The following is a 17,528-nucleotide window of genomic DNA, read 5'->3' on the forward strand; positions in this document are numbered from 1 at the left end:
AAAATTCAAAAAAGACCTGCAAAATAGCAATACTATATTTACCACAAAAAATCTGTAATGAGCATTTACGCGACCGTTAAAAAATCAATAGCCTTTACTTTATTAAGTTTTGTTTCCGTTCAGTTGCTTGCACAGCAAACCAAGTTGCAACCTTATCAGCCTAATGCTGCTGAAGTGGCAGCTGCTTACCAGTTATCCTTAAAAATGGATACTACATTACGAAATATTCCAACCAACAATGAAATTACCCCCTTCTGGAAAAAAGATGGTACCGCATTCTGGTATAAGAAGAATCTTCCTGATAGAACATGGGAATATTATTATGTAGATGCGGCAACAGGTAAGCGCCAGGTTGCATTTGATCATGATAAACTGGCACAAAATATAGAAAAGCTTACCGGTAAAAAACAGAACCCGCTAAAAATTCAGCTTGGAGAGCTATATTTTGCCGATCAGGGTACTGCAAAATTAAAAATAGCCGATAAATGGTATCAGTTAAATCTGAGCAATAATAGTTTAACCAATACCACCGATAGTAATATTTATCGCTACAATGCCAGGCGGCCTTTACAACAACGCAGATCGCGCTGGCAGGGAAACCGCGAAATCAAAAAATCGCCTGATGGCAAAAGCGAAATCCTGATCCGAGGTGGTAACCTGTTTGTAATTGATCTGGATACAAAGGCAGAAACACAGTTAAGCACTGATGGCAGCGCCGATAAACCTTACGGCGAATTTGCATGGTCGCCGGATAGCAAAAATATAGTGGCCTATAAAATCGATCCGAAAGAAATTAAAAATGTATATTATGTTTTAAGTTCTGTTCCTGGTACTACACGTGGCGAGTTAAAAACGAGAGAATATGCACAGCCTGGTGATGACTTTACTGCTTATCAGCCCTATGTTTTTAACGTAGCGAAGAAAACGGCCATCAAGGTAGATGCAGACCCGATTGATTTCTTTGGTGCTCCAGAACTGCATTGGCGCAATAATAACAGCAGATATTATACTTATGAGAAAGTAGATCGTGGCCACCAGCGTTTCAGGGTAATCGAAGTAGATGTTTTAACCGGGAAAACCAGAAACATCATCGACGAGAAAACCAAGACCTTCATTTATGAAAGTCGCATTTATACCAGATACTTACCTAAAACAAACGAAATATTGTGGACAAGTGAGCAGGATGGCTGGCAACATCTTTATCTGGTAAATGCCTTAACCGGAAAGCAGCAGTTAATTACAAAAGGAAATTATGTGGTTAGGGACATTGATAGTGTAGATATTGTAAAACGCCAGGTATGGTTCAGGGCAAATGGCATGCATGCTGATGAAGATCCTTACTTTATCCATTATTACAGAATCGGTTTTGATGGTAAAGGACTGGTAAACCTCACACCAGAAAAAGGTAACCATAGCCTCAGTTTCTCGCCTGATCGAAAATATTATATTGATACTTACTCTCAGGTAAATGTACCACCGGTTAGCGAATTAAGGCTTACTGAAAGCACCAAAAAGGTAAGTGAAATAGAACATGGAAAAACAGATGCCTATTTAGCTACAGGGGTTAAACTGCCAGAAGTATTTGTAGCCAAAGGAAGAGATGGCAAAACCGATATATGGGGAATTGTTTGCTTACCTTCAAAAATGGATCCTAACAAAACATACCCTGTTATCGAAAATATTTATGCAGGTCCTCACGATAGTTTTGTGCCAAAAAGTTTCTTGCCGGCCAGTGAAATGCAGAGCATAGCCGAATTAGGTTTTATCGTGGTGCAGATTGATGGAATGGGTACGGCCAACCGCTCTAAAGCTTTTCATGATGTATGCTGGAAAAACATAGCCGACTCCGGATTTCCTGACCGGATATTATGGATGAAGGCGATGGCGCTTAAGTATCCAAATGCGGATATTTCTAAAGTCGGGATTTATGGTACTTCGGCGGGTGGACAAAGCTCTACTGGTGCACTGTTATCACATCCTGAGTTTTATAAAGCTGCAGTTTCAGCCTGTGGCTGTCACGATAACCGTATTGATAAACAATGGTGGAACGAACAATGGATGGGCTATCCGGTAGGACCGCATTATGGCGAACAGTCTAATATTACCAACGCGGCTAAATTACAGGGCGATCTGTTTTTAATTGTCGGGGAAGCAGATGAAAATGTACCACCAGAATCGACGTATAGACTGGCCGATGCACTGATCAAAGCCAATAAAAATTTCGATATTTTGAGCATTCCAGGCATGGGACACAGCGATGGAGGTGTTTATGGACGCAGGCGTAAACGCGATTTCTTTGTAAAACATTTACTTAATGCCGAAGCGCCAAATCCAAATATTGCAAAGTAGGGTTGGTTTATTGGTCATTGGTTTGTTGGTTCATTAGTCATTAGTCATTAGTTAATTGGTCATTGGTTCACTGGTCATTAGTTCACTGGTTTATTGGTCATTTGTTTACTGGCTTATTGGTCAATAGTCATTGGTCATTAGTTTATTGGTTATTGGTTCATTAGTCATTAGTTAAATAGCAACTACAAATTGTAAACTGATAACTGCAAACTGAAATAAGCATTTTATTGGAACGAAAAGGATAAAAATGGAAAATTAATAAAGTTTTACCCGAAAACTTTATTAATTTTCCATCTTAACAATCAATCCTAACATGTTGTCCAAAATCAAAATATCTTGTCTGTTTTTATTTTTACTGTTATCCAGTGCATTTGCGGCTAATGCCTCAATAGATTTCTATCAGATTAAAATTTACCACCTCAAAACCGATGCCCAGGAAAAGGCAGTAGACGATTATTTGCAAAAAGCGTATTTGCCTGCATTACATCGCAATGGAATAGCGAAGGTGGGTGTGTTTAAGCCAATAGTAAGCGATCAGGCCGGAGTTACCGAAAAACTCATTTATGTATTTATTCCACTAAAATCGCTTAATGGAATTTTGGATCTGGATAAAAAACTGTCAAAAGACAAACAATATGCTGTTGATGGTAAAGCTTATCTCGATGCAATTTATACCGATGCTCCTTTTGAGCGGCTGGAATCTATTGTATTAAAAGCTTTTGAAGATGCACCTCATTTTATGCTGCCTAATTTAAAATCGCCAATGAAAGAACGGGTTTATGAATTAAGAAGCTACGAAGCACCCACGGAGAAATATTTTCAGAACAAAGTGCAAATGTTTAACAAAGGCGACGAGATCGGTTTATTTAAAAGGTTAAATTTTAATGCGGTATTTTATGGGGAAGTAATTGCCGGAAGCCGCATGCCTAATCTCATGTATTTAACCACTTTTGAAAACAAAGCCGATAGAGATGCACACTGGAAAGCCTTCTCAGCAGATGACTATTGGAAAAAACTATCGGCTATGCCAGAGTATCAGCATAATGTTTCTAAAAACGATACCAAATTTGTTTATCCAACAGACTATTCTGATTTATAAAAAAGGCGAAAGCTTAAAGACTAAAGCTGAAAGGTAAACCAAATGCTATGTAAATTTGTGTTTCCGTGGCAAAACAATGGCAACTTGAAAGATCCTTCTACTACTCTACCATTGACAGAGTCCAAAAAAGCTCGTCATTGCGAGGAGGAACGACGACGCAATCTACCATCCTCGTGTTTTTGCTATAGAGATTGCTTCGTCGGCTGAAGAAGCCTTCTCGCAATGACGATCTCTCGTGGGAGATTTATTTCCCTTAAATTCTACTGCCATTTATATTGATTTTTATACCATAGACTATCCCTCACGATGACGGTTATAGGGTGTTGGCTGGAAATTTTAATTTTCTTGACTCCTTGCAATGCTGTGTTTCCGTGGCAAAACAATGCTACCTTTAGAGATCCTGAAGCAAGTTCATGAGGACGATTGAATTTTGATGATTGCATGGGCTTTGGCTTGAAATCTTAGCTTTCTTGACTCCGTGCAATGCTGTGTTTCCGTGGCAAAACAATGATACCTTTAGAGATCCTGAAACAAGTTCATGAGGACGATTGCATGAAGATAATTGCAGAAACAGAACCGTAAACTCTCAGTTTTATTCATTCCGTGTAAATCTGTGTTTCCGTGGCAAAATAATGCTACATGTAAAGATCCTGAAACAAGTTCAGGAGACGATTGCATTGTGATGATTGCATGGGCTTTGGCTGGAAATTTTAATTTTCTTGACTCCGTGCAATGCTGCGTTTCCGTGGCAAATTAATGCTACCTGTGAAGATCCTGAAACAAGTTCAGGAGGACGATTGCATGAAGAAAATTACAGAAACGGAACTGTAAACTCTCAGTTTTATTCATTGTGTAAATCTGTGTTTCCGTGGCAAAAAAAATGCAATTGGAAAGATTCCGAAAGAAGTTGTCACTTACAGCGTCCTATAAATATTCGATCGTCATTCGGCCTGAGCAGCGCGGAGTGAAGAGATTTCAATAAATCATCCTTCAGGATGACGATTTAGGGGGTGTGGAATGTATGGATTGAACCATAGCCCGACAAATTGTATCTTTACACCCGCTAACCGATTTTTTAGCTACTGGTTTGCCTTTTAATCATGAAATTTATCAAAGCATTTGGTCTTACCCTGCAATGCCTGCTGTTTTTTAGCGGCATCAAAGCACAGGTAAAGGATCAAACGGCTATTCCGGAACATTATGTACTTAAAACATACGGTATTAATGACGGTCTCCCCTCTAAAAATACCACTGTTGCACTAAAAGATAAAAGAGGTTTTGTCTGGATCGGTACAGAAAACGGACTCTGTAAATTTGATGGTTATTCTTTCAAAATTTATGTAAACATCGCTGGCGATAGCACTTCCTTAACCAATAACTACATCAATGCAATGGTAGAGGATAGCCATGGCGTGTTTTGGGTGGGTACCATGAACGGCTTAAACAGGTTCGATCCGGTTACCGAGAAATTTGAACGTTTTTACCATAAAGAAAACAGTAAAACGTCCCTCAGCAATAACAAGATCTGGTCTCTGCTGATCGATAAAACAAACAAATTATGGGTAGGTACCGATGATGGGTTTAATCTTTACAACAGCAAATCAAAAACATTTAAGGTTTATCAGCCCGATCCCAAAAACGCTTATGCCATTAAAGGAAAATCGGTGAATGCCATTGCCGAAGACGCGTCTGGCAATTTATGGCTCGGCAACTGGAGCAATGGGCTGAATAAATTCGATCAAAAAACAAAGCGGTTTACCAATTATATGCAAAAGGAAATTGCCGGTCAAAAAAATCCGAATGACATCTGGACGCTCTGCATCGACAATGAGGGCATGATCTGGATCGGGTGTTATTGGAAAGGCGATCTGTTCCGTTTTGATCCTGAAAAGGGGATGTTTACCACTTACAATAGCGGTAACACAGGTAATTCTGCTTTGTTTAACATTTTGAGTTTAAGTGCCGGAAAATTACTGGTAGGCGGAAGTGCAGGAATATTTTGGGTAAATACGAAACTCAATAAATGGGATAAAATAGATAAACTCGAATTTTTTGCCAATGGAAGCTTTTATCGTGATAAAACCGGCGTGATCTGGCTATGTGGTAAAAATGGTCTTAGTAAAATCGATTTTAACCAGTACAAGTTTAATTTCACCTCACTTCCTTTCGGACAGGCAGACATCAAATCAATCATTAGCAATGAGGGCAATTTTTGGCTGGGTAGCAACAAAGGCCTTTATAAATATAATCCGGATAACCGCTCCATTACCAGACTTTCTCACAATAACAACTTAAACAGTTTATCCAGTAACGATATTATTAAGCTGTCTGTTGATTTGAAAGGTGATTTATGGGTAATGAGCGAGAATGGGTTTGACCGTTATAACGAAAAAGAGAACAAGTTTCTACATCACCACCATCGTTCTGCACTGGGTATTTTTTTCAATGAAGATGTTTTTAGGGATCTGATAGAAGTAAACCATGGCGAATATTATTTAGCTACGGATGCCGGCTTAAAAATCTATAACGATAAAACCAAAGCTTATACGCATTACTATAACGATCCCAAAAATTTAAGCTCATTAAGTAACAACCATTTAAACTGCCTTTTAAAAGATGCGCAGGGCAACATCTGGATAGGAACCTACGGCAGTGGCTTAAGCCGTTTTAACCCTAAAACCAAAAAGTTTACCAATTACAGGATTGATAATTCAAAAAAAGGCGGCATTAGCAATAATATTGTAATTCGTCTTTATCAGGATTCGCATCAAAACATTTGGATCTGCACCCGGGATGGATTGAATAAATATGTAGCCAAAACAAATACTTTCGAGGTATATTCAAAACAAAATGGTTTTGCCAGCAATGTTTTTACCGACCTGGTAGAAGATAACAATGGCAAGTTATGGGTAACTACCGAGCAAGGTATTTCGCTTTTCGATCCGGTATCCAAAACGGTTAAAAATTACGATGAAAAGGACGGCGTTTACGCAAATGAGGCCATTTGCAAAAATGCTAAAGGAGAAATTTATGTGGCAGGTAACAAAGGCATCGTTCATTTTAATCCACAACAACTCAAATATAATAAAGAAGCGCCTGCGGTTTACTTTTCTGATTTTTCGATTTTTAACAAACTGATTCTCCCTGGCGACGATTCCCCTTTAAAATCGCCTGTTTACATGACGAAAAGTATTACCCTGCCTTACGATCAGAGTGTGCTTTCTTTCGGTTTTGTGGCCCTGAACTATACACTGTCAGAAAAAAACCAATATGCTTATTTTCTGGAAGGTTTTGATAAAAAATGGAATTATAGCGGTAGTGAACATAAAGTAACCTATACCAACTTAAATCCCGGTAAATACACCTTAAGGATCAGGGCATCAAACAATGATGGCATTTGGAATATGACCGGAAATTCGCTCCAGATCATCATTACGCCACCTTGGTACCGCACCTGGTGGGCTTTTTGTTTATATGGTTTGGCTTTCTTTGGTATGGTGTATGCTTATCTTAAATATCGCGAGCACCAATCTGATTTAAAATTTCAGATTAAACTGGCCCACATCGAAAGCGAAAAAGAAAAGGAGCTGAGCGAGAAGAAACTATCTTTTTTTACCAACGTATCGCACGAGTTCCGCACACCGCTTACCTTAATTATCAATCCGGTTAAAGAACTTTTGTACAAAAATGACAATAACGTTGATACTACCGATTTAAATATTGTATACCGGAATGCCAAGCGGCTGTTAAGTTTGGTTGATCAGCTATTGTTGTTTAGGAAGGCAGATACTTATGGCGAAAAGTTAAAGGTAGCACCGATAAATCTGGTAAATCTGTGTAAAGAGGTATTTCTTTGTTTTATACACCAGGCCCGGTCAAAAAATATAACGCTTGAGTTTAGCTGTACCGATGAGATGATTGCTTTTTATGCTGACCGCGAAAAAATGGAAATCGTGTTCTTTAACCTGCTTTCAAATGCAATAAAATTTACGCCAGAAGGCGGGACGGTGAAGATGATGGTAGATAATAGCAAGGAAAATGTAATCATTAGTGTTGAAGATTCCGGCTGTGGCATTGTAGAAGTAGCAGGAGAAAAACTGTACGAGAAGTTTTATCAGGATCCCGGTAATAAATCAGCCAAAGGCGGTTTTGGTATAGGTTTATACCTGGCTAAAACTTTTGTTGAAATGCATGGAGGCACCATAAACTACACCAGCGCGGAAAATAAGGGAACTACCTTTAATATTGCTTTATTACGTGGTTTAAGTCATTTTAAAAATGCTGTTATATTGGAGGAGGCGTTAGTGGATACCGAATCTTCGTTGTTTAAAGAATTGATAGAGGATGAGATCAGTGCCAACAAAGTTGTAGAGGCTGCCGAGGGGCAGGTAATCGATAACCAGCTCACCATTGATTCAAAAAGCATGCTTATTATTGATGATAATGTAGAGATCAGAGAATACCTTAAACAGGTTTTTAAAATGGATTACCATCTTTACGAAGCCAGTAATGGAGAAAAAGGTTATGAAATGACGAAAGAGCTGTTACCTGATATTGTGATTTGCGATGTAATGATGGACGGCATGACGGGCATAGAACTTTGCAGCAAAATAAAAGAAGATGTTTCCATTTCTCACATCCCGATTATTTTACTTACGGCCATTTCTGCACCGGAAGTTAAACTTAAAGGCATAGAAGGTGGAGCCGACGATTACATCAGTAAACCTTTTGATAAGGATTTTTTAAAAGCAAGGGTGGCCAGTATATTAAAAAGTAAAAACGCACTGCAAAAGTACTTTTATAATGAAATTACCCTCAACTCCAACCATATTAAAATCTCTGCAGAATATAAGGAGTTTTTAGATAACTGTATCCGCATTGTAGAAGAGCACCTTACCGATCCCGATTTTAATATCGATACCTTATCAGCCTTATTGGGGATGTCGAGATCTAATTTATACCGTAAAATTAAATCCATTTCAGGTCAGTCTGCCAACGGCTTTATCCGTTTCATCAGGTTAAGAAAAGCGGCCGAAATTTTTATCAATACTGATAAAACCATTCAGGAAACTTCATACCTGGTAGGCATTACCGATCCCAAATATTTTAGAGAGCAGTTTTATAAATTGTTTAATATAAATCCATCACAGTACATTAAAAAATTCAGGAAGCCATTTTCTAATCATATCCAGGTAAACACAACAGGTAAAAAAAGTAAACCATAACTGTATTTACTCCCTGTTTCTCAAAATATGCGTTAAAACCTCATTTAAGCTTATTTTCGGTCTGTTTACCCCTTAAATTTGGATTGTTTGTACCCTTTTTATATGGTTTGTTAGCACTACTTTAGCCCCCTATGAAGCAGTTCTATCACTATAAAATCTGATAATAACATTCTGTTTATCTAAGTATAGATCTGATCTGCTAACCAAATATTAATGTGCAAACCAAATGAGAAAAAAAAATCTGAAGGAATTTTCGCCTTTAAAATGCTTTAAAATTAAAGCACTGGCTTTTCTATTTATCTTATCAATTAGTTTACCTGTAGCCGCCTCTTCCTTTGCTATATCGGCAGAAAAAATGAAACTGGCACGGGAGATTGTGGTAACGGGTACTGTTACAAGTGACGGAGTGCCATTTCCGGGAGTAGCAGTTAAGATTAAGGGAACTGAAAAAGCAGTTCAAACCGATGCAAAAGGTAAATATAGCATTAGTGTGGCATCTACAACTGATGTATTGGTTTTTTCTTACGTGGGTTACACCAGTCAGGAACAAACCGTTGGCGATAGAACAATCATTAATGTTCAGCTGAGTGCCGATACGAAAACACTGAACGAATTAGTGGTGGTGGGTTACGGAACCCAGAAGAAAGCAACCCTTACCGGATCAATATCGCAGGTAAAAGGAGCCGACCTGGTGAAAAGTCCGCAACCCAACTTATCCAATTCTTTAGCTGGCCGTTTTTCCGGCGTAGTGATCAACAACAGAAGTGGCGAACCTGGTTATGACGGTTCAAACATCACCATCAGGGGCCTGGCTACCACAGGGAGTAACAATGTATTAATCGTTGTAGATGGAATTCCCGGACAGATTGGTGGACTGGAACGTTTAGATCCCAATGATATTGAAAGTGTTTCGGTATTAAAAGATGCCTCTGCAGCTATTTATGGTAACAGAGCCGCCAATGGGGTTATTTTGGTCACTACAAAAAAGGGTAAAACTGGTAAACCAACTATCAATTATAGTTTTAACCAGGGTTTTAGCTCGCCAACAAGATTGCCTAAAATGGCAGATGCCGCTACTTACGCGCAGATTATGAACGAAATCAATTTTGATTCTAATCCTTCAGGCGGACTCAATCAGTCTTACACAGCAGACCAGATCGAAAAATTCCGTAACGGCTCCGATCCGTTGTTATACCCCAATACCGATTGGATCGATCAGGCCTTAAAGAAAACAGCTTTGCAAAGTCAGCACAGCCTTTCTGTTAATGGCGGTAGCGAAGACGTAAAATACTATGTTTCATTAGGTACAATTAGCCAGGATGGTATTTATAAAAATGGTGCAACCAAGTACAATCAGTATAATTTCCGAAGTAATGTTGATGCTAACGTATCCAAATATCTTAAATTGGGTTTATCGGTATCGGGCAGACAAGAAAACCGTGTGTTTCCTCAGGTTGGAGCCGGCGATATTTTTAGGTCTATTTACAGGGCAAAACCAATTGTAGCTGCATATTATCCAAACGGCTTACCAACAACTGGTATAGAAAATTCCAATCCTGCTGTACAGGTTACCGATATCGGTGGAACCAGTAAATCGCCAACACAGGTTTTAAATGGCATTTTACGAGCTACTTTTATTATTCCAGGTGTACAAGGCCTTTCTGTTGATGGTTTCTTCTCGGCTGATAAATCGAATGTATTTACCAAAAGTTTCAATAAACCCTATCTGTTATACCAATACGATCCTACATCTCAAACTTATAACAGTGTAATTACGGGTGGCAATAACCAAAGAGCTACCCTGACTGAAAGCCATAGAAACGAATCGTTGCTTACTTCAAACATCAAGCTGAATTACGCACGTCGTTTCAATCTGCACGATATTAATGCATTTGTAGGTTATGAGCAAAGCGAAAACCATTTAGAATATTTCGATGCACAACGTTTTAACTTTCTGTCTACCAATTTGCCCGAACTTTCACAAGGGGGTGCTGCCGCTACTGATTATCTCAACTCGGGTTATAGCACCAACTATAACCGTAAGAGTGTAATCAGCCGTTTAGCTTATAGTTATGATGATAAATACCTGTTTGAAGGACAATTACGTATTGATGGCTCATCTATATTCCCGGAGGGTAGGCGATATGGCTATTTTCCTTCTGCATCTGTGGGATGGGTAATGTCAAAAGAAAATTGGTTCAGCGATAATGTTAAATTTGTTGATAATCTGAAAATCAGGGCATCATACGGCGCATTGGGTAACGATAATGTGAAAGGTTTCCAGTATTTTGATAATTATGTATTGGTTGGAAATGGATTTGTAGCTCAAAGCCCGGGCGCCACATCATCAACCATACAACCGGGCGTAAACCTGGTTAAACTGGCAAATCCAAACATTACCTGGGAGGTAGCCAAAAAGCTGGATATTGGTATTAATGCCACGGTGTTCAAAAACTTTAGTATTGAGGCCATTTATTTCCAGCAAAAAAGATCTGATATCTTAACCACCCGTAATGCATCAGTACCAGGTTCTTCAGGTATCGTAAATCCATATGGATCTGATCCGCTAGTACCTTCAGAAAATATCGGTAAAGTAAATAATGCTGGTTTCGAAGCAACTTTGGGTTATAACCACAACGGCGAAAATTTCAGATGGAATGCATCAGGTAACTTCACTTATGCTAAAAGTAAAGTGATTTTTATTGATGAAGCCAGCGGAACATTAGATTATCAGCGCCAGACCGGAAGACCGTTAAATGCTAGCCTGCTCTACAATGCCATAGGTATATTTAGCACACAGCAGGAGTTAGATGCATATCCGCATGTTAGCGGGGCTAAAGTTGGTGATCTTAAATATCTGGATTACAATAATGACGGTAAAATTACTGCCGATGACCAAACCAGAACGCCATATAGCAACATCCCTCAAATTACTTACGGATTTACACTTGGTGCTTCTTATAAAAACTTTGATTTATCGATGGTATTAGCCGGACAAACCCAGGTAAGTCAGTACGTTTTGCCAGAATCAGGTAGTGTGGGTAACTTTTATAGCAGTTGGGCCGATAACAGGTTTAGTGCCGCAAACCCGAACGGAACCTATCCAAGGGTAACCGACCGTGCATCTAATGCCATTAGTGGTGGGCAGTTTAATAATACCTTTTGGTTAAATGATGCCTCGTTCTTAAGGCTTAAAAACGTAGAGCTTGCCTATAACATTAAGGCCAGCTTCTTAGATCGCATCAACGTTTCTGGAGTAAGGGTTTATGCCAGTGCCTTTAACTTATTCACTATTTCTAAAGTGAAAGATTACGATCCGGAAGGAACCAGTGGTAGCGGACAGTTTTACCCTCAGCAACGCATCATTAATTTAGGCGCCAATATTAAATTTTAAACATCATGAAAATCAAATCAATATATATAACACTTTTAGGCCTATCCCTTTTTTCGGGGGCTATGGTGGGCTGTAAAAAAGAAATTTTAAACGTCGAACCAACAGATATTCTTTTGCCTGCTACCATAGAAAATGATACGACAGCATTAGAGGCTTATATAACCAACCGGTATCTGGGTACACGCTTACAGGATAAAGAAGGTGATGGATCTGTACCAGGTTTTGGCAGAGGTTTTGAATACAGCATGTGGAGTTCTTTTACCGATGAATCTGTTTACAATAATGATGATGCGACCTGGTTGATCCAGAGAGGGCAGCTGGCTCCCGAAAATTTAGGAAGCGCTGGCGTATATTGGGGAAGAAGTTATCGCGGTATCAGAGAATGTAATTACGCACTATCAGTACTGTCCAAAATTTCAATGAGTGCGACACATAAAAAACAACTGATAGCTGAGATTAAATTTATCAGGGCTTTTCGTTATCAGGATTTGATCCGTAATTACGGCGGCATCGTCTTAATGGGCGATAAGATAGTTGAACTTTCGGACAATCTACAAGATCCGGCATTGTTTCAACGTGCTTCGATTAAAGAATCTATAGATTATGTGGCCGCTCAACTCGATCAGGCTGCTGCAGATTTACCTTTAGATAATAGTGGCAGCTGGTTAATTGGTAGAGCTACTAAAGGTGCGGCATTGGCACTTAAGTCGCGTTTACTGTTGTATGCTGCAAGTCCGTTGTATAATGCAGGTACCTGGCAGGCAGCTGTTACGGCAGCCCAGGCGGTGATCTCTTTAAATAAATATGGAATATATACCGGGGGATACGCAAACTTGTTTTTAACTGACCAGAGTAATGAAGTTATTTTTGCAAGGTTGTTTACCAAAAATGCCAATCATACCCATTTGGAAATTGCAAACGGGCCTAATGGTTATGGCGGTTGGGGCGGAAATTTACCAATGCAGAACCTGGTAGATGATTACGAAATGGCCAACGGTAAACCGATTACCGATCCTACTTCTGGTTATGATAGCAACGAACCGTATAAAGGTCGTGATCCACGTTTTGCAGCTACCATTTTGTATAATGGCGCAGCCTACCGTGAGCGTAACGTAGAAACCTTTGTTCCGGGAGGAAGAGACAGTAAAGATGGGAATGACAACTGGAATACCAGTAAAACCGGATATTACCTTAAAAAATTCATGAATGATGCCTATCCATTACAAAATCCATGGGGCAATGCAGGTTTTCAACCATGGATTTATTTTAGATATGCAGAAATTTTGCTTAACTATGCTGAAGCTGCAAATGAAGCTTATGGTCCTGATGCTGTTCCTTCGGGATCTACCATGTCTGCAAGAGATGCAGTAAACATGGTGAGGGCGAGGCCAGGCGTTAATATGCCTGCATTGGCAATCGGACTTACACAGACACAAATGCGCGATGCGGTACGCTATGAGCGTAGGGTAGAGCTTGCTTTCGAAGAACATCGTTTTTATGATGTAAGGAGGTGGAAAATTGCGGATGTAACCGAAAATAAACCTGCAGGCGGCGTGACGATTACCAAAACAAATAATGGTTTTACTTATACGCCTAAAGTTGCTTTAGATGGGCGCAAGTTCGAAACCAAACACTATTGGTTACCAATACCAAGAGCCGAAATTTTAGCATCAGGTGGTAAATTGCAGCAAAACCCAGGTTACTAATAAATAGAAATTAATTGTTTACATGTTAAAGTCATCCTCCAATCTAAACCGTTTTTTTATCTGTCTGGCCTTATTTTTATATGGTAGCGTAACGCTTGCACAAGAAACGCCTCTAAAAATAGAAATAGATCCTGCCATTACATTCCAAACCATAGAGGGTTTTGGCGCTTCTGATGCATGGACTTGTCAGTTCGCAGGTTTATGGCCCGCAGAAAAAAAGGATAGAATGGCCGATTTGCTTTTTAGCACCCAAACCACAAAAGCGGGGCAACCACTTGGTATTGGGCTTAACATGTGGCGTTTCAGCATTGGAGGCGGTAGTGCCGCCCAAGGTAAGGCAAGCGATATTGGCGACGAATGGCGTCGTCAATACGCTTTTCTGCAGCCTGATGGTACTTATAACTGGAACGCAATGCCCGGTCAAACCTGGTTTTTAAAAGCAGCCCAAAATCGTGGCGTAAAGCAGTTTATCGGCTTCGTAAACAGTCCGCACGTATTATTTACCAAAAATGGCAAAGCCTATTCTACAGATGGAAACTGCAACCTGGATTTTGATAAACTTCCGCAGTTTGCCGATTACCTGGTTAAAACCATTAAAGGCGTAAAGGAAACAACCGGAATAGAACTCAACTACCTCAGCCCTGCAAACGAGCCGCAATGGAAATGGAATGAACATAATCAGGAAGGCTGTCCGTACAACAATACCGAACTTGCTCAACTTTACCGGGGTGTTAATGATGCTTTGGTTAAGAATCAGATGAAAACCAAAATACAGATAGGAGAGGCCGGTCAGCTCGATTATTTATATAATAACGGAAATAGTGCGAAGGGAAACCAGGTACAGCAGTTCTTTAATCCGGCATCTCCCAATTATGTTGGCAACCTTGCAAATGTAGATCAATCCATTTCTGCTCACAGTTATTTTACCACCAGTCCGGAAGAAAAGTTTATTGGTGTCCGTAAGAAAACAGCCGAAGCCGTAGCGCAAATAAAAGGGTTAAGGTATTGGATGTCTGAATATTGCGTACTTGGTGATGAGGTGCTTAAAGGCGAAAAACGTGATCTGGGCATGGTTACAGCACTTTTTATCGCCAGGCTGATCCATCATGACCTCGTGATATCTAACGCAACCTCATGGCAATGGTGGTTGGGCGTATCCACCGGCGATTATAAGGATGGTCTGGTTTATATCGATAAAAATAAAACAGATGGTGAGGTTTATGATAGTAAACTGCTGTGGGCCCTGGGTAACTATAGCCGTTTTATTAACCCTGGCAGTAAGCGGCTTCAGGTTAAAACCCTGGGGGCAGATTTGCCTCAGGTTAATGTATCATCCTATCAGCAAAATAAAAAGATCGTAACCGTAGTGGTTAACCCTACAGAAAAAAATCTTGAGCTGAACATCGAGGTAAAGGGAAGTAAGCAAAGTGCTGTACAAACCTATGTTACATCAGATCAATACAATTTGTCGCCCTATAAACAATATCAGGATACCAAACAGGTGCGTATTCCTGCTAAGTCTGTTACCACGGTAATCAGCAATTAAACCTGATTGATTTGAAATGATAATGTTACTCATTTTATAAATCCATAACATTTGGTTTGTGCTGTAAAGCATTTTATAAAATGATATGGGAAAACTATGCTTTTGATTTTTTTAAATAATACCTTTTTGATGAAACCTACCTTAAAACACCTATGGATTAAAGTAATTTTAATTACTTGTTTTGCCAGCTTTGGTGCATTTGCTCAAAGTAAGCATACTTTTAAACTGGCAGACTCAGTTTTTCTGCTTGATAACAAACCCTTTCAGATTATTTCGGGAGAAATGCATTATCCCCGGATACCGAGAGAAGCCTGGCGCGATAGAATGAAAATGGCCAAAGCCATGGGCCTGAATACCATTGGTACTTATGTATTCTGGAATGTACACGAGCCGCAGAAAGATCATTTTGATTTTTCCGGTAATAATGATATTACCGAATTTGTTCGTATTGCAAAAGAAGAAGGTTTATGGGTATTGCTTCGCCCGAGTCCGTATGTATGTGCCGAATGGGAATTTGGCGGTTATCCGTATTGGTTGCAGAACATTAAAGGTTTACAGGTAAGGAGCAAAGAAGTACAGTATTTAAAAGAGTACAAGGAATATATTACCGAAATTGGTAAACGTTTAGCGCCTTTGCAGGTTAACCATGGGGGCAACATTTTAATGGTGCAGGTAGAAAACGAATATGGTTCTTATGGAAACGATAAAGAATACCTGAAAATTAATGAGCAACTGTTTAAAGATGCTGGTTTTGATGGTGTACTTTCCACCTGCGATCCGGTTTCTGCATTAGAAGGCGGACACCTGGCTGGTTTACTTCCAGGCGTTAACGGGATCGATAATCCTGATCAGATCAGGGCACTGATCAACAAGTATAACAAAGGTAAAGGCCCTTATTTTGTGCCAGAATGGTATCCGGCCTGGTTCGATTGGTGGGGCACCAAACACCATGAGGTAGATCCAAAAACATATGCCAATAAATTAGATACTGCACTTAAAGGAGGCATTTCCATCAACATGTATATGTTTCATGGTGGTACCACCCGGGGGTTTATGAATGGTGCAAACTATAACGATTCAACTGCTTACGAACCGCAGATCAGCAGTTATGATTACGACGCACCTTTAGATGAAGCGGGTAATGCGACACCAAAATTTATGCTTTTCCGCGAAGTGATCAAAAGGAATTTGCCGGCGAACCAGATACTTCCTGCTGTACCTGCTGCTAAACCTGCTGCGGCATTGCCAGCCATTAAATTTACCAAATCTACCGATATCTTTAGCCTGATCGGTAAACCAAAGTTAAGTGAACAACCATTAACTTTCGAAGCACTTAACCAACCCTATGGTTTTGTGCTGTACAGCAGTACCATAAAAGGTGGACGTAAAGGCGTAATCAAAATTAACGAACTGCGCGATTATGGTCTGGTATACATCAATAAAAAACTGGTTGGTGTTTTAGACAGGAGGCTTTATCAGGATAGTTTGGCCGTTAGTCTTCCTGCCGGTAATGTACAATTGGATATTTTGGTTGAAAACCTGGGAAGAATCAACTTTGGTCCTTACCTGCTTAAAAACAACAAGGGGATTACCAAAAATGTAACTTTTAATGGTAAGGAGATTAAATCGTGGAAAATGTATCCTTTACCTTTTGATAAAACAGACGCCCAAAAAATACAAGCTAAAGTAAGCAGCCCATCGGCAGCGGCACTTAAATCAGCCAGCTTTAATTTAACCAAAGTTGCCGATACGTATCTTGATATGCGCCAGTGGGGCAAAGGACTGGTTTGGGTTAACGGACATAACTTAGGTAAATATTGGGGCATTGGTCCGCAACAAACCATTTACCTGCCAGCAGAATGGCTAAAAAAAGGGAAAAATGAGATTGTGGTTTTCGAATTGCTTAAACCTCAGCAGCATACCTTAACCAGCCTGGATAAGCCTATTTTAAATGAGTTGAAAAGTAAATAATATCTCGTTTTTTTAAGATAATAAAAGCCATTACGTTTAACTGAAAGCGTAATGGCTTTTTTAGTTATGTAATCCTGAGGAATAATTTAATGTATAAAATCAATATTATTGACAGATAATTCTTTTAGGTAATATCCTCCGAGAGATCATCATTCCCAACTTAATTGGGAATCTTAGTGCAAACGCTTTAAGATTCCCGCCTGCGCGGGAATGACGACAGACTAGTAAAATCTATCAC

At 39.6% G+C, this 17,528-nt stretch carries 7 protein-coding genes; all 7 read left to right on the plus strand.

What is annotated here, in order from left to right:
* The first annotated feature begins 57 nt into the window (after nt 1-57).
* The 7 genes from ACFE6N_RS09855 (at nt 58) to ACFE6N_RS09885 (ending at nt 17,290) form a co-directional block, all read left to right on the plus strand.
* Nucleotides 58-2,349 (plus strand): DPP IV N-terminal domain-containing protein, encoded by a 2,292-nt coding sequence (locus tag ACFE6N_RS09855; protein ID WP_378935995.1) that lies wholly within the window; start codon nt 58-60, stop codon nt 2,347-2,349.
* Nucleotides 2,350-2,662: 313 nt separating this feature from the next.
* Nucleotides 2,663-3,448, plus strand: coding sequence for an NIPSNAP family protein (locus ACFE6N_RS09860; RefSeq protein WP_378935997.1), 786 nt, complete (start codon nt 2,663-2,665; stop codon nt 3,446-3,448).
* A 1,100-nt stretch (nt 3,449-4,548) separates the two neighbouring features.
* On the plus strand, nt 4,549-8,673 hold the full coding sequence (locus tag ACFE6N_RS09865) for a two-component regulator propeller domain-containing protein (RefSeq protein WP_378935999.1): 4,125 nt from the start codon (nt 4,549-4,551) through the stop codon (nt 8,671-8,673).
* Between the two features lie 226 nt (nt 8,674-8,899).
* Nucleotides 8,900-12,067 carry a SusC/RagA family TonB-linked outer membrane protein gene (locus tag ACFE6N_RS09870; protein ID WP_378936001.1) on the plus strand — a complete coding sequence of 1,056 codons (3,168 nt, stop codon included), beginning with the start codon at nt 8,900-8,902 and terminating at the stop codon, nt 12,065-12,067.
* A 5-nt stretch (nt 12,068-12,072) separates the two neighbouring features.
* On the plus strand, nt 12,073-13,773 hold the full coding sequence (locus ACFE6N_RS09875) for a RagB/SusD family nutrient uptake outer membrane protein (RefSeq protein ID WP_378936003.1): 1,701 nt from the start codon (nt 12,073-12,075) through the stop codon (nt 13,771-13,773).
* Between the two features lie 22 nt (nt 13,774-13,795).
* On the plus strand, nt 13,796-15,319 hold the full coding sequence (locus ACFE6N_RS09880) for a glycoside hydrolase (protein WP_378936005.1): 1,524 nt from the start codon (nt 13,796-13,798) through the stop codon (nt 15,317-15,319).
* 129 nt (nt 15,320-15,448) lie between these two features.
* The gene (locus tag ACFE6N_RS09885) at nt 15,449-17,290 is read left to right on the plus strand and encodes a beta-galactosidase family protein (protein ID WP_378936007.1); all 1,842 of its coding nucleotides are present in this window, start codon (nt 15,449-15,451) and stop codon (nt 17,288-17,290) included.
* Nucleotides 17,291-17,528 lie beyond the last annotated feature (238 nt).

Source organism: Pedobacter sp. BG31 (assembly GCF_042464845.1).
Classification (GTDB): Bacteria; Bacteroidota; Bacteroidia; order Sphingobacteriales; family Sphingobacteriaceae; genus Pedobacter; species Pedobacter suwonensis.

Excerpts from the sequence above, each read along its gene's own strand:
- ACFE6N_RS09855 (WP_378935995.1), top strand. The coding sequence starts at position 58 with ATGAGCATTTACGCGACCGTTAAAAAATCAATAGCCTTTACTTTATTA.
- ACFE6N_RS09875 (WP_378936003.1), top strand. The coding sequence starts at position 12,073 with ATGAAAATCAAATCAATATATATAACACTTTTAGGCCTATCCCTTTTT.
- ACFE6N_RS09880 (WP_378936005.1), top strand. The coding sequence starts at position 13,796 with ATGTTAAAGTCATCCTCCAATCTAAACCGTTTTTTTATCTGTCTGGCC.
- ACFE6N_RS09885 (WP_378936007.1), top strand. The coding sequence starts at position 15,449 with ATGAAACCTACCTTAAAACACCTATGGATTAAAGTAATTTTAATTACT.
- ACFE6N_RS09860 (WP_378935997.1), top strand. The coding sequence starts at position 2,663 with ATGTTGTCCAAAATCAAAATATCTTGTCTGTTTTTATTTTTACTGTTA.
- ACFE6N_RS09870 (WP_378936001.1), top strand. The coding sequence starts at position 8,900 with ATGAGAAAAAAAAATCTGAAGGAATTTTCGCCTTTAAAATGCTTTAAA.
- ACFE6N_RS09865 (WP_378935999.1), top strand. The coding sequence starts at position 4,549 with ATGAAATTTATCAAAGCATTTGGTCTTACCCTGCAATGCCTGCTGTTT.